Origin of the sequence: Mesorhizobium sp. M0909 (assembly GCF_040319515.1) — a bacterium.
Classification (GTDB): domain Bacteria; phylum Pseudomonadota; class Alphaproteobacteria; order Rhizobiales; family Rhizobiaceae; genus Mesorhizobium.
The window spans coordinates 121,706-146,779 of the sequence record NZ_JAMYOA010000008.1 but is presented as its reverse complement, the minus strand read 5'-3'; the positions used below and the strand labels follow the sequence as shown (position 1 = coordinate 146,779).

At 62.8% G+C, this 25,074-nt stretch carries 24 protein-coding genes; 22 read left to right on the top strand and 2 right to left on the bottom strand.

What is annotated here, in order from left to right:
- The first annotated feature begins 73 nt into the window (after window positions 1-73).
- The 11 genes from tsaB to trmB all read left to right on the top strand — a co-directional run bounded on the left by tsaB (window position 74) and on the right by trmB (window position 10,794).
- Complete coding sequence (tsaB, locus tag NKH83_RS15070; protein WP_352475984.1) at window positions 74-766, top strand: tRNA (adenosine(37)-N6)-threonylcarbamoyltransferase complex dimerization subunit type 1 TsaB; 693 nt, start codon at window positions 74-76, stop codon at window positions 764-766.
- On the top strand, window positions 766-1,260 hold the full coding sequence (gene rimI / locus NKH83_RS15065) for a ribosomal protein S18-alanine N-acetyltransferase (RefSeq protein ID WP_352475983.1): 495 nt from the start codon (window positions 766-768) through the stop codon (window positions 1,258-1,260). Before tsaB ends, rimI begins: the two co-directional genes overlap by 1 nt.
- A gap of 21 nt (window positions 1,261-1,281) precedes the next feature.
- Window positions 1,282-2,082 carry a lyso-ornithine lipid O-acyltransferase gene (gene olsA / locus NKH83_RS15060; RefSeq protein WP_352475982.1) on the top strand — a complete coding sequence of 267 codons (801 nt, stop codon included), beginning with the start codon at window positions 1,282-1,284 and terminating at the stop codon, window positions 2,080-2,082.
- 62 nt (window positions 2,083-2,144) lie between these two features.
- Complete coding sequence (gene miaB / locus NKH83_RS15055; RefSeq protein ID WP_352475981.1) at window positions 2,145-3,554, top strand: tRNA (N6-isopentenyl adenosine(37)-C2)-methylthiotransferase MiaB; 1,410 nt, start codon at window positions 2,145-2,147, stop codon at window positions 3,552-3,554.
- Window positions 3,555-3,637: 83 nt separating this feature from the next.
- Window positions 3,638-4,630, top strand: a complete 993-nt coding sequence (locus NKH83_RS15050; RefSeq protein ID WP_352464821.1) for a PhoH family protein — start codon at window positions 3,638-3,640, stop codon at window positions 4,628-4,630.
- Between the two features lie 17 nt (window positions 4,631-4,647).
- A complete protein-coding gene (ybeY, locus tag NKH83_RS15045; protein WP_352475979.1) occupies window positions 4,648-5,145 on the top strand; it encodes an rRNA maturation RNase YbeY in 498 nt (165 codons plus the stop codon).
- Window positions 5,146-5,173: 28 nt separating this feature from the next.
- A complete protein-coding gene (locus tag NKH83_RS15040; RefSeq protein ID WP_254816261.1) occupies window positions 5,174-6,247 on the top strand; it encodes a hemolysin family protein in 1,074 nt (357 codons plus the stop codon).
- 69 nt (window positions 6,248-6,316) lie between these two features.
- Window positions 6,317-7,903 carry an apolipoprotein N-acyltransferase gene (gene lnt, locus NKH83_RS15035; protein ID WP_352805432.1) on the top strand — a complete coding sequence of 529 codons (1,587 nt, stop codon included), beginning with the start codon at window positions 6,317-6,319 and terminating at the stop codon, window positions 7,901-7,903.
- A 137-nt stretch (window positions 7,904-8,040) separates the two neighbouring features.
- Complete coding sequence (locus NKH83_RS15030) at window positions 8,041-8,460, top strand: helix-turn-helix domain-containing protein (protein WP_023676895.1); 420 nt, start codon at window positions 8,041-8,043, stop codon at window positions 8,458-8,460.
- A gap of 331 nt (window positions 8,461-8,791) precedes the next feature.
- Window positions 8,792-10,081, top strand: coding sequence for a methionine adenosyltransferase (gene metK, locus NKH83_RS15025; protein ID WP_023719567.1), 1,290 nt, complete (start codon window positions 8,792-8,794; stop codon window positions 10,079-10,081).
- A gap of 11 nt (window positions 10,082-10,092) precedes the next feature.
- Entirely contained in the window at window positions 10,093-10,794 is a 702-nt protein-coding gene (trmB, locus tag NKH83_RS15020; RefSeq protein WP_352475977.1) for a tRNA (guanine(46)-N(7))-methyltransferase TrmB, read from the top strand.
- Window positions 10,795-10,852: 58 nt separating this feature from the next.
- Here trmB and NKH83_RS15015 read toward each other — a convergent pair whose 3' ends face one another.
- A complete protein-coding gene (locus NKH83_RS15015; RefSeq protein ID WP_254816264.1) occupies window positions 10,853-11,017 on the bottom strand; it encodes a hypothetical protein in 165 nt (54 codons plus the stop codon).
- 284 nt (window positions 11,018-11,301) lie between these two features.
- On the opposite strand from NKH83_RS15015, the gene rimP reads away from it, so the two are divergent.
- The 11 genes from rimP to NKH83_RS14960 all read left to right on the top strand — a co-directional run bounded on the left by rimP (window position 11,302) and on the right by NKH83_RS14960 (window position 24,217).
- Entirely contained in the window at window positions 11,302-11,934 is a 633-nt protein-coding gene (rimP, locus tag NKH83_RS15010) for a ribosome maturation factor RimP (RefSeq protein WP_352475976.1), read from the top strand.
- 46 nt (window positions 11,935-11,980) lie between these two features.
- Window positions 11,981-13,576: a transcription termination factor NusA gene (nusA, locus tag NKH83_RS15005; protein WP_023719563.1), complete on the top strand. Its 1,596-nt coding sequence runs from the start codon at window positions 11,981-11,983 to the stop codon at window positions 13,574-13,576.
- Between the two features lie 38 nt (window positions 13,577-13,614).
- Window positions 13,615-14,265: an RNA-binding protein gene (locus tag NKH83_RS15000; protein WP_352644408.1), complete on the top strand. Its 651-nt coding sequence runs from the start codon at window positions 13,615-13,617 to the stop codon at window positions 14,263-14,265.
- Window positions 14,262-16,829, top strand: coding sequence for a translation initiation factor IF-2 (gene infB, locus NKH83_RS14995; RefSeq protein WP_352800446.1), 2,568 nt, complete (start codon window positions 14,262-14,264; stop codon window positions 16,827-16,829). Before NKH83_RS15000 ends, infB begins: the two co-directional genes overlap by 4 nt.
- 212 nt (window positions 16,830-17,041) lie before the next feature.
- A complete protein-coding gene (locus tag NKH83_RS14990) occupies window positions 17,042-17,392 on the top strand; it encodes a hypothetical protein (RefSeq protein WP_352506142.1) in 351 nt (116 codons plus the stop codon).
- Window positions 17,393-17,488: 96 nt separating this feature from the next.
- Window positions 17,489-17,914, top strand: a complete 426-nt coding sequence (gene rbfA / locus NKH83_RS14985) for a 30S ribosome-binding factor RbfA (protein WP_352475973.1) — start codon at window positions 17,489-17,491, stop codon at window positions 17,912-17,914.
- A complete protein-coding gene (gene truB, locus NKH83_RS14980; RefSeq protein WP_352800449.1) occupies window positions 17,914-18,867 on the top strand; it encodes a tRNA pseudouridine(55) synthase TruB in 954 nt (317 codons plus the stop codon). Before rbfA ends, truB begins: the two co-directional genes overlap by 1 nt.
- A 145-nt stretch (window positions 18,868-19,012) precedes the next feature.
- Window positions 19,013-20,107: a magnesium/cobalt transporter CorA gene (corA, locus tag NKH83_RS14975; protein WP_352805424.1), complete on the top strand. Its 1,095-nt coding sequence runs from the start codon at window positions 19,013-19,015 to the stop codon at window positions 20,105-20,107.
- A gap of 140 nt (window positions 20,108-20,247) precedes the next feature.
- Window positions 20,248-20,559, top strand: coding sequence for a 30S ribosomal protein S15 (gene rpsO / locus NKH83_RS14970; RefSeq protein WP_280940423.1), 312 nt, complete (start codon window positions 20,248-20,250; stop codon window positions 20,557-20,559).
- A gap of 408 nt (window positions 20,560-20,967) precedes the next feature.
- On the top strand, window positions 20,968-23,115 hold the full coding sequence (pnp, locus tag NKH83_RS14965) for a polyribonucleotide nucleotidyltransferase (RefSeq protein ID WP_254816273.1): 2,148 nt from the start codon (window positions 20,968-20,970) through the stop codon (window positions 23,113-23,115).
- Window positions 23,116-23,203: 88 nt separating this feature from the next.
- The gene (locus tag NKH83_RS14960; RefSeq protein WP_352475970.1) at window positions 23,204-24,217 is read left to right on the top strand and encodes a class I SAM-dependent methyltransferase; all 1,014 of its coding nucleotides are present in this window, start codon (window positions 23,204-23,206) and stop codon (window positions 24,215-24,217) included.
- Window positions 24,218-24,253: 36 nt separating this feature from the next.
- Here NKH83_RS14960 and fabI read toward each other — a convergent pair whose 3' ends face one another.
- Window positions 24,254-25,066: an enoyl-ACP reductase FabI gene (gene fabI, locus NKH83_RS14955; protein WP_352475969.1), complete on the bottom strand. Its 813-nt coding sequence runs from the start codon at window positions 25,064-25,066 to the stop codon at window positions 24,254-24,256.
- Between the last annotated feature and the right edge of the window lie 8 nt (window positions 25,067-25,074).

Genomic DNA, 25,074 nt, shown 5'->3' with positions numbered 1-25,074 from the left:
TTATTCCCTTGCGGGGATCAGCCCTGGCGGGCAGAGGGAAGCTGTTTTCGAAACTGTCTCAACCGGCCGCTTCATGAAGTTGCTTGCCATCGACTGTGCCGCCAATCTCTGCGCCGCCTGCGTCTACGACGCGGCGGCCGGGAAAGAACTCGGCCGTTCGGTGCTCGATCTCGGCAAGGGTCATGCCGAGCATCTGATGGGTGTCATCGAAGGCGCGTTGAAGGCGGCCGGAAGCGATTATGCCAGCCTCGGCGCCATTGCCGTTTCAACCGGTCCGGGCTCCTTCACCGGACTGCGTGTCGGCGTCTCGGCGGCGCGCGGCCTGGCGCTGGCGCTGAAAATCCCGGCGATCGGCGTGACGACTCTGGAGGCACTGGCGGCAGAGACCGCAGCGATATTTCCCCGCCGCCCCGTGCTCGCAGCGCTCGATGCAGGCCGCGAGGAGATCCATGCGGCACTTTACGATGAGAGGTCGGTTCTGATCTATGGTCCGGCTGTGACCACGCTCTCGCAAGCCGCAGCCATGGCGATCGACATCTCTCCGGTTCTGGCGGGCACGGCGGCAACCCAAATTGCCGCGGCGGCCGGACGCAGCTTCGATCTCGGTGAGACGGCGGCCACCGCCGACATCGCTGTCTATGCGCGGCTGGCCGCGGCCCAAGGTGCCGGTAAACACGGCGAGGGCGAAAAGCCGAAACCGCTCTATCTGCGGGGCGCCGACGCCAAGCCGCAGGCCGGCTTTGTTCTACCCAGGCAAAAAAACTGATGCGCATTCCATTCCTCCAGCCGCGTCGCAGGGACTATGCGATCGAGCCGCTGACGGTTGCCGACAGCGCGGCCATGTCGGTGCTGCATCGCGAGGATTTCGCGCGGCCGTGGACCGACGACGAATTCGCCGCGCTGCTCGAGCAGGACACGGTGTTCGGTTATGCCGCGCGCGAGACCGGACAGGGCGCCAAGCCGCCGGTGGGCTTCGTCCTGGCGCGGCTGGCCGCCAGCGAGGGGGAGATCCTGACGGTCGCGGTGGCACGCTCGCACCGGCGCCGGGGGCTCGGCTGGCAATTGATGGATGCGGTGCTGCGTGAACTGCACGCACAGCGCGCCGAGGCGCTTTTCCTTGAGGTCGACGAGACCAACGTCGCCGCGATCGCGCTCTACCGGCGGCTCGGCTTCCGCGAGGTCGGCAAGCGCGCCAACTATTACAAGTCGCCGGAGCACGGCCCGACCGGCGCGCTTGTCATGCGCCGCGATCTTCGCTAGCCAAACGCCGGGGTGGTGCGGATGATAGGAAAAATCAGGATTTTCCTGGCGCTGGGGCTGGTTGTCGTCGGCTCATTGGTGCTTGTGCCGCTGCAGGTCTTGTCGATGAAGACCGGGCTCTGGCGCGAGACCTTCATCCTGAAGATCTGGCACAGGATGATCGTCAGGGCGCTGGGGCTGCGCATCCATGTCAAAGGGGCGCTATCCGGCCAACGCCCATTGCTGGTCGCCGCCAACCACATCTCCTGGACCGACATCATGGTGCTGGGATCGATGGTCGACGTGACGTTCATCGCCAGGGCCGACATGGCAGGCTGGCCGCTGATCGGCATGCTGTCGAAGCTGCAACGCACCGTCTTCATCGAACGTGAGCGCAAACGTTCGTCGGGCGACCAGGCGAGCGAGATCGCCCGCCGGATGGCCAAAGGGGCCGCCATGGTGCTGTTCGCCGAAGGCTCGACCGGCGACGGCAACATGATCCTGCCGTTCAAGAGCACACTGTTCGGCGCAGCTACGATGGCGATTGCTGAAGGGGCGGCCGAACAGGTCTTCATCCAGCCGGTGGCGATCGTTTATACGCGCCTGCATGGCGTGCCACTCGGCCGCCGGCATCGACCGGTTGCCGCCTGGATCGGCGATGAGGAACTGATGCCGCACCTCAAGGTGCTGATGGCCGAGGGCGCTCTCGACGTCGAGGTGCATTTTGGCGAAGCGATTGCTTTCTCCAAGGGCTCCAGCCGCAAGGAGACGGCAAAGCAGATGGAACGCCAGGTGCGCGAGATGGTGCAGGCGGCGCTCGCCGAACCGCGCCCGAGCCGGTAGTCTGCGCGGTACCGGCCAGATTCGTCTGTTTTTTGTCAGGGAAAGGCGCTAGAAGCCGCGAAATGGAATTGAACACGATAGAACGCGACGACATCGGCGCTGCCGCCGAAGACCTGGTCGTTCCGCCTGCCGCGACCAGGAAGGTCTTCGTCAAGACCTATGGCTGCCAGATGAACGTCTACGATTCGCAGCGCATGACCGATGCTCTGGCGACCGACGGCTATGCCGCGACAGACGCCATTGGCGAGGCCGATCTGGTGCTGCTCAACACCTGCCACATCCGCGAGAAAGCGGCCGAAAAGGTCTATTCCGAACTTGGGCGCATCCGGGAGTTGAAGGCGGAACGTGCCAAGGCCGGGCGCGAAATGCTGGTCGGCGTCGCCGGCTGCGTGGCGCAGGCCGAGGGCGCCGAGATCATCCGTCGCTCGCCGGCGGTCGATCTGGTCATCGGCCCGCAGACCTACCACCGGCTGCCCGCTGTGCTGGCGAAGGCGCGGACCGGAGAAAAGATCGTCGAGACCGACTATGCCGTCGAGGACAAGTTCGAGCATCTGCCGCAGCCCAAGCGCGCCGAACTGATCAGGCGCGGCGTGACGGCGTTCTTGACCGTTCAGGAAGGCTGCGACAAATTCTGCACCTTCTGTGTCGTGCCCTATACGCGCGGCTCGGAAGTCTCGCGGCCGGTGGCACAGATCGTCGCCGAGGCCGAGCGCCTGGCGGATGCCGGCGTGCGCGAGGTGACACTGCTCGGCCAGAACGTCAACGCCTGGCATGGAAGAGGCGAAGACAGCGAGGAATGGGGCCTTGGCCGGCTGCTGTTCAGGCTCGCAGAGATTCCAGGTCTGGCGCGGCTGCGCTACACGACCAGCCATCCGCGCGACATGGACGATGAATTGATCGCCGCCCATCGTGATTTGCCTGCGCTGATGCCCTATCTACATTTACCGGTGCAATCCGGCTCCGACCGCATACTCAAGGCGATGAACCGCAGGCATATGGCCAAGGACTATCTGACGTTGATCGACCGCATCCGTGCCGCACGGAACGACATCGCACTGTCCGGCGATTTTATCGTCGGCTTCCCCGGTGAGACGGAAGCGGATTTCGAGGCGACGATGCAGTTGGTGGAAGACGTCAACTATGCCTCGGCCTTCTCGTTCAAATACTCTCCGCGGCCCGGCACGCCGGGCGCCGAAATGAACGATCAGGTGCCGGAGGCCGTCAAGGACGAGCGCCTGCAGCGATTGCAAGCGCTGCTTCTGAAACAGCAGCAGCATTTCGGCGCAAGCCTGGTCGGCAGGACCATCGACACGCTGATCGAAAAGCCGGGCCGCCAGGCCGGCCAGAAGGTTGGCCGCTCGCCGTGGCTGCAGCCGGTTATTGTTGATGAAAAGGCCGGCGAAATCGGTGACATTATCCCGGTACGAATCACGAAGACGGGCTACAACAGCCTGTTCGCCGAATTGGCCTGATGGCCTCGGCAGATGAGGAGAGACGGTTGAGCGCTGCTGAAGTCAAGAACCTGCCCCAGAATCTACCCTCTGGGGCCTCGGATATGGCGCACATCGTACTGACTTTCGACAATAACAAGCTTGCCAGCGCCCTTTACGGCCAGTTCGACGAGAATCTGGCCAGGCTCGAGCAGAAGCTCGGCGTCGACATCCGCTCGCGTGGCAACCAATTGACCATCAAGGGCTCTTCCTCAGCCGCCGAGCAGGCACGCCGCGCCTTGGACAATCTTTACGGCATTCTGCAGAAAGGCACTGATATCGGCCAGTCCGATGTCGACGGCGCGGTGCGCATGGCGATCGCCACCGACGACCAGCTGACGCTGCCGACGCTGGAGCGCAAGGGCAAGGTGTCCGCCGCCCAGATATCGACACGCAAGAAGACCATCTATGCCCGCTCGCTGAACCAGGACGCCTATATGCGCGCGCTGGAGCGGTCGGAACTCGTCTTCGGCATCGGCCCGGCCGGCACCGGAAAGACCTACCTGGCGGTGGCGCACGCGGCAATGCTGCTCGAACGCGGCATGGTCGAACGCATTGTGCTGTCGCGCCCTGCGGTCGAGGCCGGCGAACGGCTTGGCTTTCTGCCGGGCGACATGAAGGAGAAGGTCGATCCCTATCTGCGGCCGCTCTATGATGCACTCTACGACATGATGCCGGCCGACAAGGTCGAACGGGCGATTGCCGCCGAGGTCATCGAGATCGCGCCGCTGGCGTTCATGCGCGGCCGTACGCTGGCGCATGCCGCCGTCATCCTCGACGAGGCGCAGAACACCACGCCGATGCAGATGAAGATGTTCCTGACCCGGCTCGGCGAGAACTCGCGCATGATCGTCACCGGTGATCCGACCCAGATCGATCTGCCGCCGAACACCAAGTCCGGCCTGGTCGAGGCGCTGAGAATTCTCGACGGCGTTACCGGCATGGTGACGGTCCGCTTCAATGAAGGCGACGTCGTCAGACATCCGCTGGTCGCCGAGATCGTCAAGGCCTACGACCGTGACGGCAAGCTGGCCAGGGGCTTGGGTGTCGAAAGCTGATATGATTATGCGGCCGCATGGCTGAGGAGCAAAAGGCGGGAGGGCCGCTTCCCGTCGAGATCGATATCGCCATAGAGGCGGGCGACTGGCCCGGCGAGACGACGCTGACGCGGCTGGTCGACCACGCCGTATCGGCCGCCTTTGCCGAAACCGGTGCGGACGGTCGTTCCGAGCTCAGCATCGTCTTTTCCGACGATGCCCATATCCGTACGCTCAATGCCGGCTGGCGCGGCAAGGACAAGCCGACCAACGTGCTGTCTTTTCCGGCTTTTCCCTTTGCCAGGGGCGGGCCTCTGCCGCCGATGCTCGGCGACATTGTGCTGGCCGCCGAGACTGTCGCGCGCGAGGCGGCACTGGAAGACAAGCCCGTCGAGGACCATATCTCCCATCTCGTCATCCATGGCCTGCTGCATTTGCTGGGCTATGATCACGAAACGGATGCCGAAGCGGACCTGATGGAAGCGACAGAGCGCGCAGCACTTGCGAGGCTTGCCATTCCCGATCCCTACACGTAATTACAAAAGACCAATTGACCGGACGATGATGAACGACAAACCAGAGACTGCCGCCCGCTCCGACGCCGGCAGTGCGATCAAGCCTTCCGAAACGACGGAAGAGGGCTCGAGTCCGAGTACCACGACCGGCAGCTTCGCCAGCGAGGCATCGCCTGCCGGTCCTTCCCTGTTCGATCGCGTGCTCGGGCTTTTCAGGCACCGCAACGGCACCAGCCTGCGCGAGGAGATTGCCGGTGCGCTTGCCGAAACGGCGAGCGATGCAGAATCCTTCTCGCCCGGCGAACGCGCCATGCTCAACAACATCCTGCGCCTGCGCGAAGTGCGGGTCGAGGACGTCATGGTGCCGCGCGCCGACATCGAGGCGGTCGAGATCACGACGAAGCTCGGCGATCTTCTGGGGCTGTTCGAACAGTCCGGCCACTCCCGCATGCCAGTTTATTCGGAGACGCTCGACGACCCGCGCGGCATGGTTCATATCCGCGACGTGCTGGCGCATATCACCAAGGTCGCCCGCGTCAGAAAGGGCAGGACGACCAGGAAAACCCCGGTCGCGACGGTTCTCGATCTCGCCCAGGTCGATCTGGCGCGCACCATCGGCGATCTCAACCTGATCCGACCGGTGCTGTTCGTGCCGCCGTCGATGCTCGCCTCCGACCTGATGGGGCGAATGCAGACGACGCGCACCCAGATGGCGCTGGTCATCGACGAATATGGCGGCACCGACGGCCTCGTCTCGCTCGAGGACATCGTCGAGATGGTAGTCGGCGACATCGAGGACGAGCACGACGAGGACGAGCCGATGATTACACAGGCCGGCGAAGGCGTCTTCATCGTCGACGGCAAGGCCGAGATCGACGATGTCGCCAAGATGATCGGCGAGGATTTCGCCGCCGGCGAGCACGGCGAATATGTCGACACGATCGGCGGCATGATCTTCAACACGCTTGGCCGGGTGCCGGCGCGCGGCGAAGTGGTGCAGGCCATACCCGGCTTCGAGTTCCATGTGCTCGACGCCGATCCGCGCCGCGTCAAGCGCGTGCGCATCGTCGAGACCCTGAAGGGCGAGCGGCGGCGCCGCGCCGTCCGCACTGAGCAGGCTTAGGGTTTGTTTGGAGCCAAGCCCGCGGCCTGATAAATCTTGCTTCCTGATTCGCACGACTCGGAAGCATAGATGGAGCGCCAGGCCGGCCGGATAATTCTGCTTTGGGGCTGGCGGCGCGCGCTGGTGGCGTTTCTTGCCGGGGCGCTGGCGGTTCTTGCCCAGGCGCCTTACGATTTCTTCGCCGTCGGTTTCGTTTCGTTCCCGCTGCTGGTCTGGCTTCTCGATGGCGCGACCGGCGAAGCCTCGGACGGTTTTCTGCGACGCTTGCTGCCGGCTTTCGCCACCGGCTGGTGGTTCGGTTTCGGCTACTTTCTTGCCGGGCTCTGGTGGGTCGGCTCGGCGCTTCTGGTCGAGGCCGACAGCTTTGCCTGGGCCTTGCCGTTCGCGGTGGTCGGCATCCCCCTCGCGCTGGCCTTCTTTTACGGTTTCGCTGCCGTGGTTGCCCGGCTGTTGTGGAGCAACGACATCGGCCGCATCGCCGCGCTCGCCTTCGGCTTTGCGCTGGCGGAATGGCTGCGCGGCTTCCTGTTCACCGGCTTTCCGTGGAATGCCGTCGGCTATGCGGCGATGCCGGTGCCGTTGCTGATGCAGAGCGTCTCGGTGACTGGCATGGTCGGCATGAACGCGCTGGCGGTCTTCGTCTTCGCTCTGCCGGCGCTGCTTGCGGCGCGCCAGCATCTTCGCCTGGGCGCGGCGTTGCTTGTCGTTCTCGTCGCCGCCCATGCCGGCTTCGGCTATATCCGGCTCGCCGCCCCCGAAAAAGCGGCGGCCCATAGCCTCGACGTCCGTATCGTGCAACCTGCCGTCGATCTCACGGAAAAATGGGATGCCTCGGTGCGTGACCGCATCTTCGCCACCATGATGGGGCTTTCGGCCAAGGCACCGGAACCCGGCCATAACAGGCCGCAATTGATCCTGTGGCCGGAGACCTCCGTGCCGTTTCTGTTCACCGAACGTCCGGATGCCTTGCCTGCCATCGGAGAGATGCTTGGCGACGGCCAGATGCTGGTTGCCGGCGTCGTTCGCGAGGAAGGCGGCTCGGCGGCCCGCAGCCGTTACTACAACTCGGTCGTGGCGATCGACGACAGGGCCGAAATCGTCGATGCCGTGGACAAGGTCCACCTGGTGCCCTTCGGCGAATATCTGCCTTTCGCCGATCTGCTCGGCCGCTTCGGGCTTGAGCAGCTTGTTGCCGGTCCGATGACCTTCGCGGCGGGCAATGAGCGGCACCCGATCACGCTGCCCGGCGGTATCCGAGCGCTGCCATTTATTTGCTATGAGGTCATCTTCTCCGATCTCGTCGCGGTTGACGCAACGTCAGCCGAGCTTATTGTGAACGTCACCAATGACGCCTGGTTCGGCGACACGCCAGGGCCGTACCAGCACTTCAGGCAGGCGCAGATCCGGGCGGTGGAGAATGGGGTACCCCTGTTGCGCGCGGCTAATAACGGCATTTCGGCCGTTGTCGACCCGCGCGGCCGCATCGTCGACGCGCTGGCAATCGATGCACGCGGCGCCATCGATGTGCGTGTGCCGATCTCCAACCAAGCCATCGTTTCCTCCGGCCAACGACGCATTAACGGAATGCTGATCATGTTTTTGCTCGCCGTAGCGGCATGCATTTTGAACGTAAGGCAAAGGCTACGGGCGAATTGACAGCCGACACATTAGAAACTCATACTGTAAGCGCCTGAAAATTTTCGAAGTCGATAAGGTCGTTCTGTTGGGGCACGGGCCGCGGCGTCGTTTGGGCAGCAAAATAGAAAAAGCCGGAAAAATTCGGCGAGGACAAAATGACAGAAGAAAACAAGAAAAAGCCGAATCCGATCGACATCCACGTCGGAAGCCGCATCCGGCTTCGCCGCAATATGCTGGGAATGAGCCAGGAAAAACTGGGCGAAAACCTCGGCATAACGTTCCAGCAGATCCAAAAGTACGAAAAGGGCACCAATCGCGTCGGCGCCAGCCGTTTGCAGGCAATCGCCTCCATACTCGGCGTGCCCGTCGCCTTCTTTTTCGAGGATGCGCCCGGTCAGGAGCCCGTGGGCAACCGTGGATTTGCCGAGGATGCGTCGATGACCTCCGCCGTCGAATTCTGCGGCAGCCCGGAAGGGCTCCAGCTGAATCGCGCCTTCGTCAAGATCGCCGACGTGAAAGTGCGCCGTAAGATAATTGAGCTTGTGAAGTCGCTCTCCACCGACGAGGTCGATTGACTGGCTCGCGAAGAGTTCAAAGAGGTAGAGTTCGTCGTGGCTGGGCAGGCAATTTCTCGCGCTTGCCCGCATCGAGGGATGTGCATTCCGCAGATGCGCCAAAGCGCGGATCGATTTTGCTCGACGCGCTTCCTCGAAGCCGTTTTCCCTCAGTCTGTTGGCGCAAGGGCTGATCGCAGTGCGCCCTGCCGCCGTCTCGGGATGCAAAGATAAATAACGTCAAAATTCATGCCAGAACGGCTGCATGGCTTGACGACCGGCGCCCGGCACCGTTAACAACTGGCGCGCCAAAATCGGCGGCCTGCCGATATTTTTTCAAGAGGGGACACCCGTGACGCGGCACAATTACTTCTTCACCTCGGAATCCGTTGCCGAGGGCCATCCCGACAAGGTCTGCGACCGCATCTCCGACGAGATTGTCGATCTCGTCTATCGCGAAGCCAGAAAGACCGGCATGGACCCGTGGAAGGTCCGCGTTGCCTGCGAGACGCTTGCGACAACCAATCGCGTTGTCATCGCCGGCGAGGTGCGCGTCCCCGAGACGCTGCTCAAGAAGGACAAGGAGGGCAATGTCCTGAAGGATGCGGCAGGCCATCCGATTGTCAACCCGGCCAAGTTCAAGTCGGTCGCCCGCAAGGCAATCCGCGAAATCGGCTACGAGCAGGCCGGCTTCCACTGGAAGACGGCCAAGATCGAGGTCCTGCTGCACGGCCAGTCGCCGGATATCGGCCAAGGCGTGGACAACGCCTCCGACCGGCAAGGTGAGGAGGGAGCCGGCGACCAGGGCATCATGTTTGGCTATGCCTGCCGCGAAACCCCGGACCTGATGCCTGCGCCGATCTATTACAGCCACAAGATCCTCGAACTGCTGGCCGCTGCGCGCCATGAAGGCAGCGGTGATGCAGGCAGGCTCGGGCCGGATGCCAAGAGCCAGGTCACCGTCCGCTATGTCGACGGCAAAGCGGCGGAAGTGACGCAGATCGTGCTGTCGACCCAACATCTCGATGAGACGTGGGATTCGAAGAAGGTGCGCAACGTCGTCGAGCCCTATATTCGCGAAGCACTGGGCGACCTGAAGATCGCCGACAATTGCAACTGGTACATCAACCCGACCGGCAAGTTCGTCATCGGCGGGCCCGACGGCGACGCCGGCCTGACCGGCCGCAAGATCATCGTCGACACCTACGGTGGGGCTGCGCCCCATGGCGGCGGCGCTTTCTCCGGCAAGGACACCACCAAGGTCGACCGCTCGGCCGCCTATGCGGCGCGCTATCTCGCCAAGAACGTGGTTGCCGCGAAGCTCGCCGATCGCTGCACTATCCAGCTTTCCTATGCGATCGGTGTCGCCCAGCCGCTGTCGATCTACGTCGACCTCCACGGCACCGGCAAGGTCGACGAGGCAAAGCTCGAGCGTGCACTGCGCACCGTGATGGACCTGTCGCCGTCCGGCATCCGCCGCCACCTCGATCTCAACAAGCCGATCTATGCCAAGACGTCGTCTTACGGCCATTTTGGCCGCAAGGCCGGCCGCGACGGATCCTTCTCCTGGGAGAAGACCGATCTCGCCAAGGCGCTCAAGGACGCTCTCGCCGAACCGGTCGCCGAAGCAGTCGCCGCCTAACCGCGGCGCCTATGGACCCGAAGGACCGGCCAAGTCGTGCGACCGAGGCGTTTTTCGGTCGCCGGCGCGGCAAGACCATTCGACCACAGCAGGCAGCGGCGCTGGAGAGCGGCTTTGCCGCCTACCAGCTCGATCTGACGGTTGAACCGCCGGCCGATCTGCGCAGCCTTTTCGAAGCCGGAGTTTCCGCTGTCCAGCTCGAAATCGGTTTTGGCGGCGGCGAACATCTTCTGCACCGTGCTACGGCCAGCCAGGCGACCGGCTTTATCGGCGTCGAGCCTTTCGTCAACGGCATGGCCAAGATGATGATGGCGGTCCGGGAGCGGCCGCTTGCCAATCTGCGCGTCTATGATGACGACGCCACGCGCCTGCTGGACTGGCTGCCGCAGGCTTCGCTTGACGGCATTGACCTTCTCTATCCGGATCCGTGGCCGAAGAAGAGGCACTGGAAGCGGCGCTTCGTCAGCCCGGTCAATCTCGACCGTTTCGCGCGCGTCCTGAAGCACGGCGGAAAGTTCCACTTTGCGTCCGACATCGACAGCTATGTGAACTGGACGCTCCTGCATTGCCGGGCGCACGGCGCCTTCACGTGGCAGGCGAGCGAAGCAGCCGACTGGCATCGGCCCTATGATGGCTGGCCGGGGACGCGCTATGAGGCCAAGGCCATTCGCGAAGGCCGACGGCCAGCCTATCTGACCTTCGTGCGGAAATAAGCAGAAAGTCCGAGCTGAGCAAAGGCGAGCGGCCGAAGGCTCTCGGCGCTCACTTGGCTCAGAAGCGACGGATCTTGTCGAAGGCTGCCGGCTCCATGCCGAGATTGCGCAGATCATGCGCACGCGGCTTGCGACCGTTTTCCACAGCCCGCGACGCTGCTACGGCGCTGCCGAACACGCTAAAGACATCGCCTATGGCTGAAAAAAATCCACGATTGTTCATGATCGTACCCTTTCGAGCGCAGTGATCGCTCCAATTGTGCAATGCAACATAGATAGTCGTGCGTGGCCGGTGCTCAAAGGGGGATCACTGCATGGGCGCCATGCATTTGGCGCAGCGCTGCGGACTCGGTGCCTTGCCGTCATGCAGGACGGGCTTGAAACGAGGACCATGATCGTCTATATCAGCTTCAAATTCTTGGTCGGTATGACGAAGAGTGGGTCCACCCGGTCCCGCTCTTTTTTATTACCTGCCGACCAAACAGGAATCGAGCGACGGAAGACCGAATGACAATGACGGCGAGCGAAGGCGACGACCGCATCATCCGCGAAAGCGGCATCGATGCGCGCATCGCGCTGATCGTTCAGCCGGTACTGCGCGCCATTGGCTTCCGCTTGGTACGTGTGCACCTGTCGGGCCAGAACGGGCTGACGCTGCAGATCATGGCCGAGCGCGAGGACGGCACCATGACGGTCGAGGATTGTGAAGAGGTCAGCCGGGCGGTGTCGCCGGCGCTCGATGTCGATGATCCGATCGAGAAGGCTTATCATCTCGAAGTGTCGTCGCCGGGCATCGACCGGCCGCTGGTCCGCAAATCGGACTTTGCAGCCTGGGCCGGCCATCTGGTGAAGATGGAGACGTCGGTTCTCGTCGCCGACCGCAAGCGCTTCAAGGGCAAGATCGCCGAAAGCGACGCGGACGGTGTGGTGATCGAGCGCGACAAGGCCGCTTACGGCGAGGAGCCGACGGTGCGTGTTCCCTACGATGCGATTGGCGAAGCGCGGCTGGTTCTGACCGACGATCTTATCCGCGATGCACTGTCGAAGGACAACCGGGCGCGCAAGGAAGCCAGGAAACGCCGCGGCGAACCCGAAGACGCACCAGCGGGTGCGGAAGACGAAACCGAACAGGAAATGTGATTGGGCTGCCGGCGGTAAGGTCGGCGACAAGCTCGGGAGAAAGAAGATGGTTGTAAGCGCCAACAGGCTTGAACTGCTGCAGATCGCCGATGCGGTCGCGCGTGAAAAGTCGATCGACAAGTCGATCGTCATCGCCGCCATGGCCGATGCGATCCAGAAGGCCGCGCGCTCGCGCTACGGCCAGGAAACCAATATCCGGGCGGATATCAATCCGAATACCGGCGAGATGAAGCTGCAGCGGCTGATGGAAGTGGTCGAGAAGGTCGACGACTACGCGACCCAGATTGCCATTTCCTCGGCGCGCGAGCGAAATCCGGACGCCCAGCTCGGCGATTTCATTGCCGAACAGCTGCCGCCGATGGATTTCGGCCGTATCGCCGCCCAGTCGGCCAAGCAGGTCATCGTGCAGAAGGTACGCGAGGCCGAGCGCGACCGGCAATATGACGAATACAAGGACCGTATCGGCGAGATCGTCAACGGCACCGTCAAGCGCGTCGAATACGGCAACGTCATCGTCGATCTCGGCCGCGGCGAAGCGATCATCCGCCGCGACGAGCTGATTCCGCGCGAAAACTACAAGTATGGCGATCGCGTCCGTGCCTATGTCTATGACGTGCGCCGCGAACAGCGCGGTCCGCAGATCTTCCTGTCGCGCACCCATCCGCAGTTCATGGCGAAGCTGTTCACCATGGAAGTGCCGGAAATCTACGACGGCATCATCGAGATCAAGTCGGTCGCCCGCGATCCGGGTTCGCGCGCCAAGATCGCTGTCATCTCGCGCGACAGCTCCATCGATCCGGTCGGTGCCTGCGTCGGTATGCGCGGCAGCCGCGTCCAGGCGGTCGTCGGTGAATTGCAGGGCGAGAAGATCGACATCATTCCGTGGTCACCTTCGGCGGCGTCCTTCATTGTCAATGCATTGCAGCCGGCGGAAGTCGCCAAGGTCGTGCTCGACGAGGATGCCGAGCGCATCGAGGTCGTCGTTCCCGACGATCAGCTGTCGCTGGCCATTGGCCGCCGCGGCCAGAACGTCCGTCTTGCCTCGCAGCTCACCGGCTGGGATATCGACATCCTGACCGAGCAGGAAGAGAGCGAACGCCGCCAGAAGGAATTCGTCGAACGGTCGTCGCTGTTCATGGAAGCCCTCGACGTCGACGAGATGGTCGGCCAGGTGCTCGCTTCCGAAGGCTTCACCAGCGTCGAGGAAGTCGCGTATGTCGATTCCGGCGAAATCGCGTCGATCGACGGCTTCGACGAGGACACGGCTTCGGAAATCCAGACCCGCGCCCGCGAATATCTGGAGAAGATCGAAGCCGAGCACGACGAGAAGCGCAAGGCCCTCGGCGTCAAGGACGAATTGCGCGAGATTCCCGGCATCACCACCGCCATGATGGTGACGCTCGGCGAGGACGGCGTGAAGACGATCGAGGATTTCGCCGGCTACGCCGCCGACGACCTGACCGGTTGGAAAGAACGCAAGGACGGCGAGACGAAGGTATTCCCGGGTGTGCTCGCCAACCATGGCGTATCACGCGCCGATGCCGAGCAGATGGTCCTGGCGGCTCGCCTGAAGGCTGGCTGGATCACCGAAGACGAGCTTGCCGCCGAGGGCGTGCCGGCTGACGAAACCGTCGGTGCGTGAGGTGAAACCGCATCGCACCGAACCCGCCCTTGGACGAGATGAACGATCGCACCTGCATCGTCACCCGCAGGCAAGCCGAACCGGATGAACTGATCCGTTTCGTCGTCGGCCCGGATTCGGCCGTCGTTCCGGACATCAAGAGAAACCTGCCCGGCCGCGGTTGCTGGGTGACGGCCGACCGCCTACATATAGACAAGGCAGCGGCGAAAAACCTGTTTGCCCGTGCTTTCAAGGCGCAGGTGAGCGTGCCAGCCGATCTTGGCGGTATGGTCGACGCGCTGCTTTCCAGGTCCGCTCTGGGCATGCTTGGCTTGGCCCGCAAGGCGGGCGCCATAGCGCTCGGAGCGACCAAGGTCGAGAGCGCCGTGCGCGGCGGACTTGCACTTTTCGTGCTCCACGCGACCGAGGCTTCCGACGATGGCGTCCGCAAGATAAGCCAGGCGCGACGGGCAACGGTCCACCTCGGCGGGCCTGCGATCCGCGCTTACAAACTTTTCTCCGAGGCCGAGTTGAGCTTGGCATTGGGGGGTACAAATGTGATACATGCTGCCGTTCTCGCGGGAGACGCGGGCAGGGCGGTCCAGAAGCGCATGGTTGCGCTCGACCGATATCGGGGCGGTTCCCCGGACGATCTGGCAATGCTTGCGGCCGTTGCTGACGAAGATGATGCCGCAGAGGATATGGAATGAGCGATACGAAATCGGGCGACGACAAGACGCTGAGTGTTACGCCGAAGAAGACCTTGACGCTGAAGCGCCCCGGTATGGAACAGGGCACGGTGCGCCAGAACTTCTCGCATGGCCGCACCAAGTCGGTGGTCGTCGAGACCAAGAAGCGCAAGTTCTCGCTGCCTGGCGACAAGCCGGAGCCGGCGGCAGCGCCTGTGTCCGTTTTCACGCCGAAGCCGGTCGCGGCAGCGCCTGCCGTGCAGGAAGCTCCCAAGGCGCCGCCGCCTCCTCCGCCGCTCGAACGCGGCGGCATGGTGCTGAACGAGTTGTCGCGCCAGGAAATGGAAGCACGCCGCCGGGCTCTCGAGGGCTCGAAGGTCCGCGACGTCGAGGATCGCCAGCGCGCCATCGAGGAGGCCAAGCGCCGCAGCGAGGACGAAGAGCGCCGCCGCCGCGAGCGCGAGGAATCGGCTCGCCGTCAGGCCGAGGAAGAGGCACGGCTGCAAGCCGAGGCCGAATCCCGCCGCCGTGCCGAGGAAGAGGCGCGCCGCCGTGCGCCGCTCGCCGCCGAACTGGCGACAGTCGATGACGAGGAAGAGGTCAAGCCGAAGCGGACCGGTGCCGGTGCACCAGTGCGCCGTCTGGTCACGCCCGAAGTGGCGCGTCCTGCCAAGCCGACCAAGGGCGAGGAAGACCGCCGCCGCGGCAAGCTGACGCTGAATTCGGCTCTTTCCGACGAGGATGCGCGCGCCCGCTCGCTCTCGTCGATGCGCCGTCGTCAGGAGAAATTCAAGCGCGCGTTGCATAACGAGCCACGCGAGAAAGTCATGCGTGAAGTGATCCTGCCCGAAACCATCACCATCCAGGAGCTGGCGCAGCGCATGTCCGAGCGCGCTGTCGACGTGGTCAAGTTCTTCATGAAGCAGGGCCAGATCCTGAAGCCTGGAGACGTCATCGACGCCGACACGGCCGAACTGGTCGCCACCGAATTTGGCCACACGGTCCGCCGCGTCGCCGAGTCCGACATCGAAGAGGGCTTGTTCAACATCGCGGATCGTCCCGAGGACCTGCAGCCGCGTCCGCCGGTGGTAACGATCATGGGCCATGTCGATCACGGCAAGACCTCGTTGCTCGATGCCATCCGCAATGCCAACGTCGTGTCCGGCGAAGCCGGCGGCATTACCCAGCATATCGGCGCTTATCAGGTCGAGAAGAACGGTCACAAGATCACGTTCATAGACACGCCCGGCCACGCCGCCTTCACGGCGATGCGTGCCCGCGGTGCCCAGGCGACCGACATCGCCATCCTCGTGGTGGCAGCCGACGACAGCGTCATGCCGCAGACGATCGAATCGATCAATCACGCCAAGGCGGCCGGCGTTCCGATAATCGTGGCGATCAACAAGATCGACAAGCATGACGCCGATCCGCAGAAGGTGCGCTCGGAACTGCTGCGCCACGAGGTGTTCGTCGAATCCATGGGCGGCGAGGTGCTGGATGTCGAGGTGTCGGCGACCAAGGGCATCAATCTCGACAAGTTGCTCGAAGCGATCCTGCTGCAGGCCGAAATCCTCGACCTGAAGGCCAATCCGGATCGCACCGCCGAAGGCGTGGTCATCGAAGCCCAGCTCGACAAGGGCCGCGGCCCGGTCGCTACCGTGCTGGTGCAGACCGGCACGTTGATGCCGGGCGACATTCTCGTCGCCGGCAACGAATGGGGCCGGGTACGCGCGCTCGTCAATGATCGCGGCGAGCAGGTCAAGGAAGCGCGGCCGGCAATGCCGGTGGAAGTCCTCGGTCTGCAAGGTACGCCGCTGGCCGGCGACCGCTTCGCCGTTGTCAACAACGAGGCCCGAGCCCGCGAGATCACCGAATATCGCCAGCGTCTGGCGCGCGAGAAGGCGGTGGCCAGACATGCCGGCCAGCGCGGCTCGCTTGAACAGATGATGTCGCAATTGCAGACCAGCGGATTGAAGGAATTCCCGCTGGTCATCAAGGGCGACGTGCAGGGTTCGATCGAGGCGATCAACGCAGCGCTCGACAATCTCGGCACCGACGAGGTGCGCGCGCGCATCGTCCATGCGGGAGCTGGCGGCATCACCGAAAGCGACGTGTCGCTGGCGGAAACCTCGGGGGCTGCGATCATCGGCTTCAACGTTCGCGCCAACGCGCAGGCCCGCGCAGCCGCGGCTGCGGCAGGCATCGAGATCCGCTACTATTCGATCATCTACAATCTGGTCGATGATGTGAAAGCGGCGCTCTCCGGCCTGCTCTCGCCGGAGCGTCGCGAGACCTTCATCGGCAATGCCGAGATCCTCGAAATCTTCGACATCACCAAGGTCGGCAAGATCGCCGGCTGCCGTGTCACCGAAGGCAAGGTCGAGCGTGGTGCGGGCGTGCGCCTGATCCGCGACAATGTCGTCATCCACGAAGGCACGCTGAAGACCCTGAAGCGCTTCAAGGACGAAGTTTCGGAAGTTCCGGCCGGCCAGGAATGCGGCATGGCCTTCCAGAACTACGAGGACATGCGCGCCGGCGACGTCATCGAGTGCTTCCGCGTCGAGATGGTGACCAGGACGCTGTAGTGTCGGCATATGGAGCAAGAACGAAGCCTTGAGTACCGCTTTGTTCTGTCTCCTGCCGATTTTTCAGGGGTCTACTCAAGGGCGCGGAGCGAAAGTCGTCTCGGCGCCCTGAGACGGTTGTTTTACTGCTTTCTCGTTGGCATTCCGCTTGTGCTTGCCACAAACTATCTCGACGGCTCCGGTGCTTTGGCCGGAGTGCGGGAGTTGTGGGCATGATGACCATTGTCACGGGTATCATGATCAATCTCGGCCCCATTCTGGCGAGGCGAGTCGAGGTTGCTCATTTCGAGCCTGAACCCACCATGATCCGAGTGGATGTCGCCGGCATCTCAAAGCGTGCCGCAGATACAGAGATCCACATCGGATGGAAATCCGTAAGCCGAGTTACTCTGACCGAATTCGGCATCGGTTTTGTGACGCAAGAGGGTGGCTGGTTTATTCCGATGAGTGCATTTGGGTCCGAGAGCGATTTGAAAGCCGAATACGACAGGATCGTTTCGTTCATGGTCTCATTACAGGCCGGCCCGGAGACAGAGCATTCAGTGCCGCGCACCTTACATTAGCTGAGGTGCAGGTTCCTTGGGGTAGCCAAGCCGGATCAACGGCGCTAAGTCAACCGTTTGAGGCGGTTCGAACCCGCACTGAGAGAAGAGATTTTCATGCCAAGACCATCAACAGCTGGCCCATCCCAGCGCATGCTGCGCGTCGGCGAGCAGGTGCGCCATGCGCTCTCCGAGACTTTGCAGCGCGGCGAAATTCTCGATCCGCTGATCGAGAATGCCGTGGTCTCGGTTTCCGAAGTGCGTATGTCGCCCGATCTGAAGATCGCCACCGCCTTCGTCTCACCGCTTGGCGCCAAGGATGCCGGCGTGGTGGTCGAAGCGCTCAACAAGCATGCGAAGTTCGTCCGCGGCCGTGTCTCCGGCGCGCTGCGGCAGATGAAGTACATGCCGGAATTCCGCTTCCGGCTCGACACCAGCTACGACAATTTCCAGAAGATCAACGAATTGCTGCACTCGCCCGAAGTGGCGCGCGATCTCAGCGCCGACGACAAAGACAAAGACGACCGGAAGGATAGCGAATAGTGGCGCGTCGCGGCAAGAAGAAGGGCCGGCCGATCTCGGGCTGGCTGGTACTGGACAAGCCGGTCGGCATGGGCTCGACCGAAGCCGTGTCCAAGATCAAATGGCTGTTCCAGGCGGAAAAGGCCGGCCACGCCGGCACGCTCGACCCGCTCGCGTCCGGCATGCTGCCGATCGCGCTCGGCGAAGCGACCAAGACCGTGCCTTACGTCCAGGACGGCGCCAAGGTCTACCGCTTCACGGTTGCCTGGGGCGAGGAGCGTTCGACCGACGACCTCGAAGGCCCGGCGACCAAAAGCTCGGGCCGCCGTCCGGCGGAAGCCGACGTGCTGGCGCTGCTTTCGAAATATACCGGCGTCATCATGCAGACGCCGCCGCAATTTTCGGCGATCAAGATCGCCGGCGAGCGCGCTTATGACCTTGCCCGCGATGGCGAAACGGTCGACATTCCGGCACGCGAGGTCGAGATCGGCCGGCTCGACCTGGTCGAGCATATGGTCGATCGCACCGTCTTCGAGGTCGAATGCGGCAAGGGCACCTATGTCCGCTCGCTGGCGCGCGACATGGGCCGCGACCTCGGCTGCTTCGGCCACATTGCCGAGCTGCGGCGGGTCGAGGTCGAGCCGTTCACGCAGGAAGATTTCGTCACCCTGGCCGAGCTGGAAGTCGCCCGCTTCGGCGAGCAGGGCGAGCCGCAAGCAGCGGACGCCCCGATCGACTTCGGTGCCATCGATGCACTCCTGGTCGACACCGCCGCGGCGCTCGAATGCCTGCCGCAGGTCGCGATCAGCGATGATGCGGCAACCAAAATCCGCCTCGGCAATCCGGTCATCATTCGCGGCCGTGACGCGCCGGTGGAAGCGGAGGAGGCCTGCGCCACCGCGCGCGGCAAGTTGGTCGCCATCGGCGCCATTGAGCAAGGCATGTTCAAGCCAAAGCGGGTCTTTATCGGGTAACAGCTGTGGCCCGGCGCATGATCTCCAAACCGGATTCTATTTTGGGAAACGATCATGCGTTAAATCAACGGGGCTACGGTGCCGTTTGCCGTCCGAAAGGATGCGCTGCGCGTAGTGCCGTTCGACGCTGCACTCGAGGGGGCACATGGCAAAGGCTGACACGGTCAACAAACGAGCGGCGCTCAAAACACGGAGGCCGCCGGTCGGGGCTTCGCCGGGCACACTGATCGCCGACCCGGCGGCGCGCCGCTCCGAGCTCAGGCTGACGTTGATCTCGCCTGAAAAGTTCAAGACGATCGAGAATGCCAGCATCGACGACGTCAACACCCATTGCCACAATTGGCCGGTCATCTGGCTCGACTGCACAGGCCTCGCCAATATCCAGCTGATCGAGGAGATCGGCCGGATTTTCAACCTGCATCCGCTGGCGCTGGAAGACGTCGTCAACACCGGTCAGCGGCCGAAGGTGGATTTCTTCGAGGACCACGCCTTTGTCGTCGTCAGGATGATCGACGACGTCACCGCGCACCGTTACGAACAGATCGCCGTCTTCTTCGGCAAGACCTTCGTCGTCACCTTCCAGGAGCGCGAAGGCGACCCATTCGACCCCGTGCGCAAGCGGATCGCAAGCTCGGTGCCCAACCGCTTGCGCTCGCGCGGCGCCGACTATCTCGCCTATGCTTTGATCGACGCCATCGTCGACAGCTATTTCCCGCCGATCGAGGCTGCTGGCGAATTGGTCGATAGCATCGAGGACCAGATGCTGCACCAGGCGCACAAGCACCAGATGCGGCAGCTTCACGAATTGCGGCGCGATGCCAATGTGCTGAAGGGAGTGCTTTGGCCGATGCGCGATGCGCTGGCGACCATGATCCGCAACGACGTGCCCTATGTGAAGGCCGAAACCAAGATATTCCTGAACGACACGCTCGATCATTCGCTGCGATTGATCGAACTGGTCGAAACCCAGCGCGACATGCTGACCGGCCTGATCGAGATGCACTTGTCGCTCAGCCAGGCGCGCACCAACGACGTCATCAGCTATCTGACGATCGTCTCGGTGATCTTCATGCCGCTTACCTTTCTCGTCGGCGTATGGGGCATGAATTTCGACCCCGACACCTCGCCCTGGAATATGCCGGAGCTGAAGGCCTATTACGGCTATCCCCTGTCGCTCGCCTTCATGGCGCTTGTTGCGGTCGGGCTCTTTGCGTACTTCAAATGGAAGAAATGGCTCTGACTAGGCGGAAGTGCCCGTTTATGCAGCGAAAAGCCGGCTTGTGAATTAGGCTGGCCTTTTTGTCGGAATTGCACTATATGCGCCGCAGCTTCGCGCTTTGACGCGTTGCTTGCACCGGCCCCTGCTGGACGACATCCCGGCTGAGGGCGTCCCGTTTCCTCAAACAGACAAGGAAAAACACGATGTCGATTACTGCCGAACGCAAGAAGGAATTGATGGGCGAATTCGCAACCGCCAAGGGCGATACCGGGTCTCCGGAAGTCCAGGTGGCCATCCTTTCCGAGCGCATCAAGAACCTGACCGATCATTTCAAGGACCACAAGAAGGATAACCATTCCCGCCGTGGTCTGCTCGCTCTCGTTTCCCAGCGCCGCAGCCTGCTTGATTATCTCAAGCGCAAGGACGACGCGCGCTATCAGACGCTGATCGAGAAGCTCGGTCTGCGCCGTTGACGAATTGACCGGCGGGTTCTTTCGAGAGCCCGCCGGTCGCGCATTGGAGCATCGGATCATCCAAGGCTCCAATGAAGAAAGCAGAGCGCCGCGCACCGGTTTGGCTGCGCAAAGGACGCTCTGAAGTTCTAGATTTGCGCAGGATACTTTCCGAAAACCTGGTTTTCGGGTTCACGCGCAAGGCCAGTCGGATCGATTGGCCAACCCGGTTTCGAAACAGCAGAGGGCCACTCGAAACCGCCCATGGACGGTCATGGGGCAGGATTGCAGGACGCTCGTGCGGCACCGCGCCGAATAGCCGAGCTTCCCGTTGTCTTGCCCGTGGCTGCCCGAGAAAGGAAGCCAAGGGAAAGGGGCATCCGCGCACGCTGAAACGGCGCGGCCCTTTCCGCATACGAAGGACAAGACATGTTCAATTACCACAAAGTGGAAATCGAATGGGGCGGCCGCCCGCTCATTCTCGAAACCGGCAAGATCGCGCGTCAGGCTGATGGCGCGGTGCTGGCCACCTACGGCGAAACCAAGGTTCTCGCCACCGTCGTCTCGATGAAGGAGCCGAAACCCGGCCTCGATTTCTTCCCGCTGACGGTCAACTATCAGGAAAAGACCTACGCCGCAGGCAAGATCCCGGGTGGCTATTTCAAGCGGGAAGGCCGTCCGAGCGAGAAAGAAACGCTGGTTTCCCGCCTGATCGACCGCCCGATCCGGCCGCTCTTCGCCGAAGGCTACAAGAACGACACCCAGATCGTTGTCACTGTCGTCCAGCACGATCTCGAAAATGATCCGGACATCCTGTCGATCGTCGCCACCTCCGCCGCCCTGACCTTGTCCGGCGTGCCGTTCATGGGCCCGGTCGGCGGCGCCCGCGTCGGGTACATCAACGGCGAATATGTGCTCAACCCGCACGTCGACGAGATGCAAGAATCGAAGCTCGACCTGGTCGTCGCCGGCACCGCCGACGCCGTGCTGATGGTCGAGTCCGAAGCCAAGGAACTCGGCGAGGACCTTATGCTGGGCGCCGTCATGTTCGGCCACAGGGGCTTCCAGCCGGTGATCGACGCGATCATCAAGCTGGCTGAAGTCGCGGCCAAGGACCCGCGCGACTTCACCGCCCCGGACTATTCCGCACTTGAAGCCGAGATGCTCAAGATCGTCGAAGGCGAGCTTCGCGACGCCTATAAGATCACCGACAAGCAGAAGCGCTATGCCGCCGTCGACGCCGTCAAGGCGAAGGTCAAGGCGGCGTTCGCGCCGGCAGAAGGCGAAGAGGCCAAATACACGTCCGAACAGATCGGCACCGTGTTCAAGGAGCTCCAGGCCAAGGTCGTGCGCTGGAACATCCTCGACACCGGCTCGCGCATCGACGGCCGCGACCTGAAGACGGTCCGCAAGATCGTCTCGGAAGTCGGCGTCCTGCCGCGCACGCACGGCTCGGCGTTGTTCACCCGTGGCGAGACCCAGGCACTGGTCGTCGCCACGCTCGGCACCGGCGAGGACGAGCAGTATGTCGATTCGCTGACCGGCATGTACAAGGAGAAGTTCCTCCTGCACTACAACTTCCCTCCCTATTCGGTCGGTGAAACCGGCCGCATGGGTTCGCCGGGCCGTCGCGAAATCGGTCATGGCAAGCTCGCCTGGCGCGCCATCCGGCCGATGCTGCCGACCGCCGACCAGTTCCCCTATACGTTGCGCGTCGTTTCGGAGATCACCGAGTCCAACGGTTCGTCATCGATGGCTACCGTCTGCGGCACCTCGCTGGCGCTGATGGATGCCGGCGTGCCGCTGGCCAAGCCGGTCGCCGGTATTGCAATGGGCCTGATCAAGGAAGGCGAGCGCTTCGCCGTGCTCTCCGACATTCTTGGCGACGAGGACCACCTCGGCGACATGGACTTCAAGGTTGCCGGCACCGCCTACGGCATCACCTCGCTGCAGATGGACATCAAGATCGAGGGCATCACCGAGGAGATCATGAAGATCGCCCTCGACCAGGCCAAGGAAGGCCGTCAGCACATTCTTGGCGAAATGGCCCATGCCCTGTCCGGCGCGCGTGCCGAGCTCGGCGAGTTCGCACCGCGCATCGAGGTCATGCACATTCCGACCGACAAGATCCGCGATGTGATCGGCTCGGGCGGGAAGGTCATCCGCGAAATCGTCGAAAAGACCGGTGCCAAGATCAACATTGAGGATGACGGCACGGTCAAGATCGCTTCGGCCAACGCCAAGGAGATCGAGGCGGCGAAGAAGTGGATACACACCATCGTCGCTGAGCCGGAAGTCGGGGAGATCTACGAAGGCACGGTCGTCAAGACCGCCGACTTCGGCGCTTTCGTCAACTTCTTCGGCCCGCGTGACGGTCTCGTCCACATCTCGCAGCTCGCCAATGATCGTGTCGCCAAGACCTCCGATGTCGTCAAGGAAGGCGACAAGGTCTGGGTCAAGCTGATGGGCTTCGACGAGCGCGGCAAGGTCCGCCTGTCGATGAAGGTCGTCGACCAGGCCACCGGCAAGGAAATCGCTCGCGACAAAAAGAGCGAAGGCGAAGAAAACGCCGCCTAAGCTGATCTAACTATGCAATCGAAGCGGGCGCGCCGGAAGGTCGCGCCCGTTTGCATTCAACAACAGCCTTGCAGTTCAAGAGTGGTGAATGTCCGCCGAGCCGCTGAAGACGCTTTTCCATCCATTCGAGGCGGGGGCTGTGTCCCTGCCACGAAAGGATGAATGCATTCTCTTTCTCGGTGCCGAGCCCGGCTTTCGCTTACCCGAAGGCTTTCATGCCAAGCTTCATCTCGTCCAAGGCTTCAGGCCGCATTTTCGTGCCTTGCAGGCATCCGGCTTCACTGTCATGCCGCAGGTCGAAGGCGAGGCTTTCGACACGGCATTTGTGCTCGCCGGCCGCCATCGCGGCCAAAACGAGTTGCGCGTCGCCGAAGCGGTCAAACGCGTGGCACCAGGCGGGTTGATCGTCGTCGCCGGCGGCAAGGACGATGGCATCGCCAGCCTGCGCAAGCATGTCGGCGCCCTTGTGCGGCTCGAAGGCCATCTGCCGAAGCATCACGGCATTGCCTTCTGGTTTCGCCGGCCGACCGATACCGTTGCCGCGGCAACGCTTCGCGCCGCCAATCCGGACTTGGTGGTCGAGGACCACTTCCGCACGGCCCCAGGCATGTTTTCCTTCGACAAGATCGATGCGGGATCGAAGCTGCTGGTCGAAAATCTGCCCAACGATCTGCGTGGCAGCGTTGCGGATTTCTGTGCCGGTTGGGGCTATGTCGCTGCCGAGGTCGCCGCCCGCTCACCCGGCATATCGGCGCTTGACCTTTACGAAGCGGATTTCGAGGCGCTGGAGGCGGCCAAAACCAATGTCGGCAACACAGGCGTGGAGCCACGTTTCTTCTGGACAGATCTTTTGAGCGAACCGGTCGAGCGCCGCTACGATGTGGTCGTCATGAACCCGCCCTTTCACCGCAGCCGGGCGACTGAGCCGGAAATCGGTGCCGGTATGATCCGCGCGGCAGGCAAAGCGCTGAAGCCGGGCGGCCGGCTGTTCATGGTGGCAAACCGTCAGCTTCCCTACGAACCGGTGCTGGCGGCCGCCTTCTCCAGCCATGCGGAGCTCGCCCGTGATGGCATGTTTAAGGTCTTCTCGGCGCGACGCTGAAACGCTGCGGCGCAAGCCGGCGACACGTCGCTCGCGCTATTCCCGTCCGGCGTCAGTCTGCTTCAACTCGTCAAGCGTCGGCATGGACACGATGTGATAGCCGGAATCGACATAGTGGATTTCGCCGGTGACGCCGGAGGACAGGTCGGACAGCAAATAGAGCGCGGAGCCGCCGACTTCGTCGATCGTCACCGTACGGCGTAGCGGCGAGTTGCGCTGCTGGTAGGAGAACATGTGGCGTGCGTCGGAAATCCCGGCGCCCGCAAGCGTCCGTACTGGTCCCGCCGATATGCCGTTCACCCTGATGCCGCGCGGGCCGTAGTCGTTGGCTAGATAGCGGACGCTGGCCTCCAGCCCGGCCTTGGCAACACCCATGACGTTGTAGTTCGGCATGACGCGAACCGAACCCGCATAAGTCAGCGTGATCATCGAGCCGCCGTCCTTCATCAACGTGGCGGCGTGGCGGGCAACCTCGGTGAAGGAATAGCAGGAGATCACCATGGTGCGGATGAAATTGTCGCGGCTGGTGTCGGCGTAGAGGCCTTTCAGCTCGTTCTTGTCGGAAAAGCCGATGGCGTGAACGATGAAGTCCAGCCCGCCCCACGCCTTGCCCAAGGTCTCGAAGGTGGCGGCGACCGACGCGCTGTCCTCGACGTCGCAAGGCACCACGAGCGATGCGCCCAGCTTCTCGGCGAGCGGCTTGACCCGGCGTCCGAAGGCGTCGCCCTGATAGGTGAAGGCGAGTTCCGCGCCATGTTCGGACAGTTTGCGGGCGATACCCCAGGCAATGGAATGATCGTTGGCGACACCCATGACAAGCCCGCGCTTGCCGTTCATCAATCCGTCCATGGTCGGCA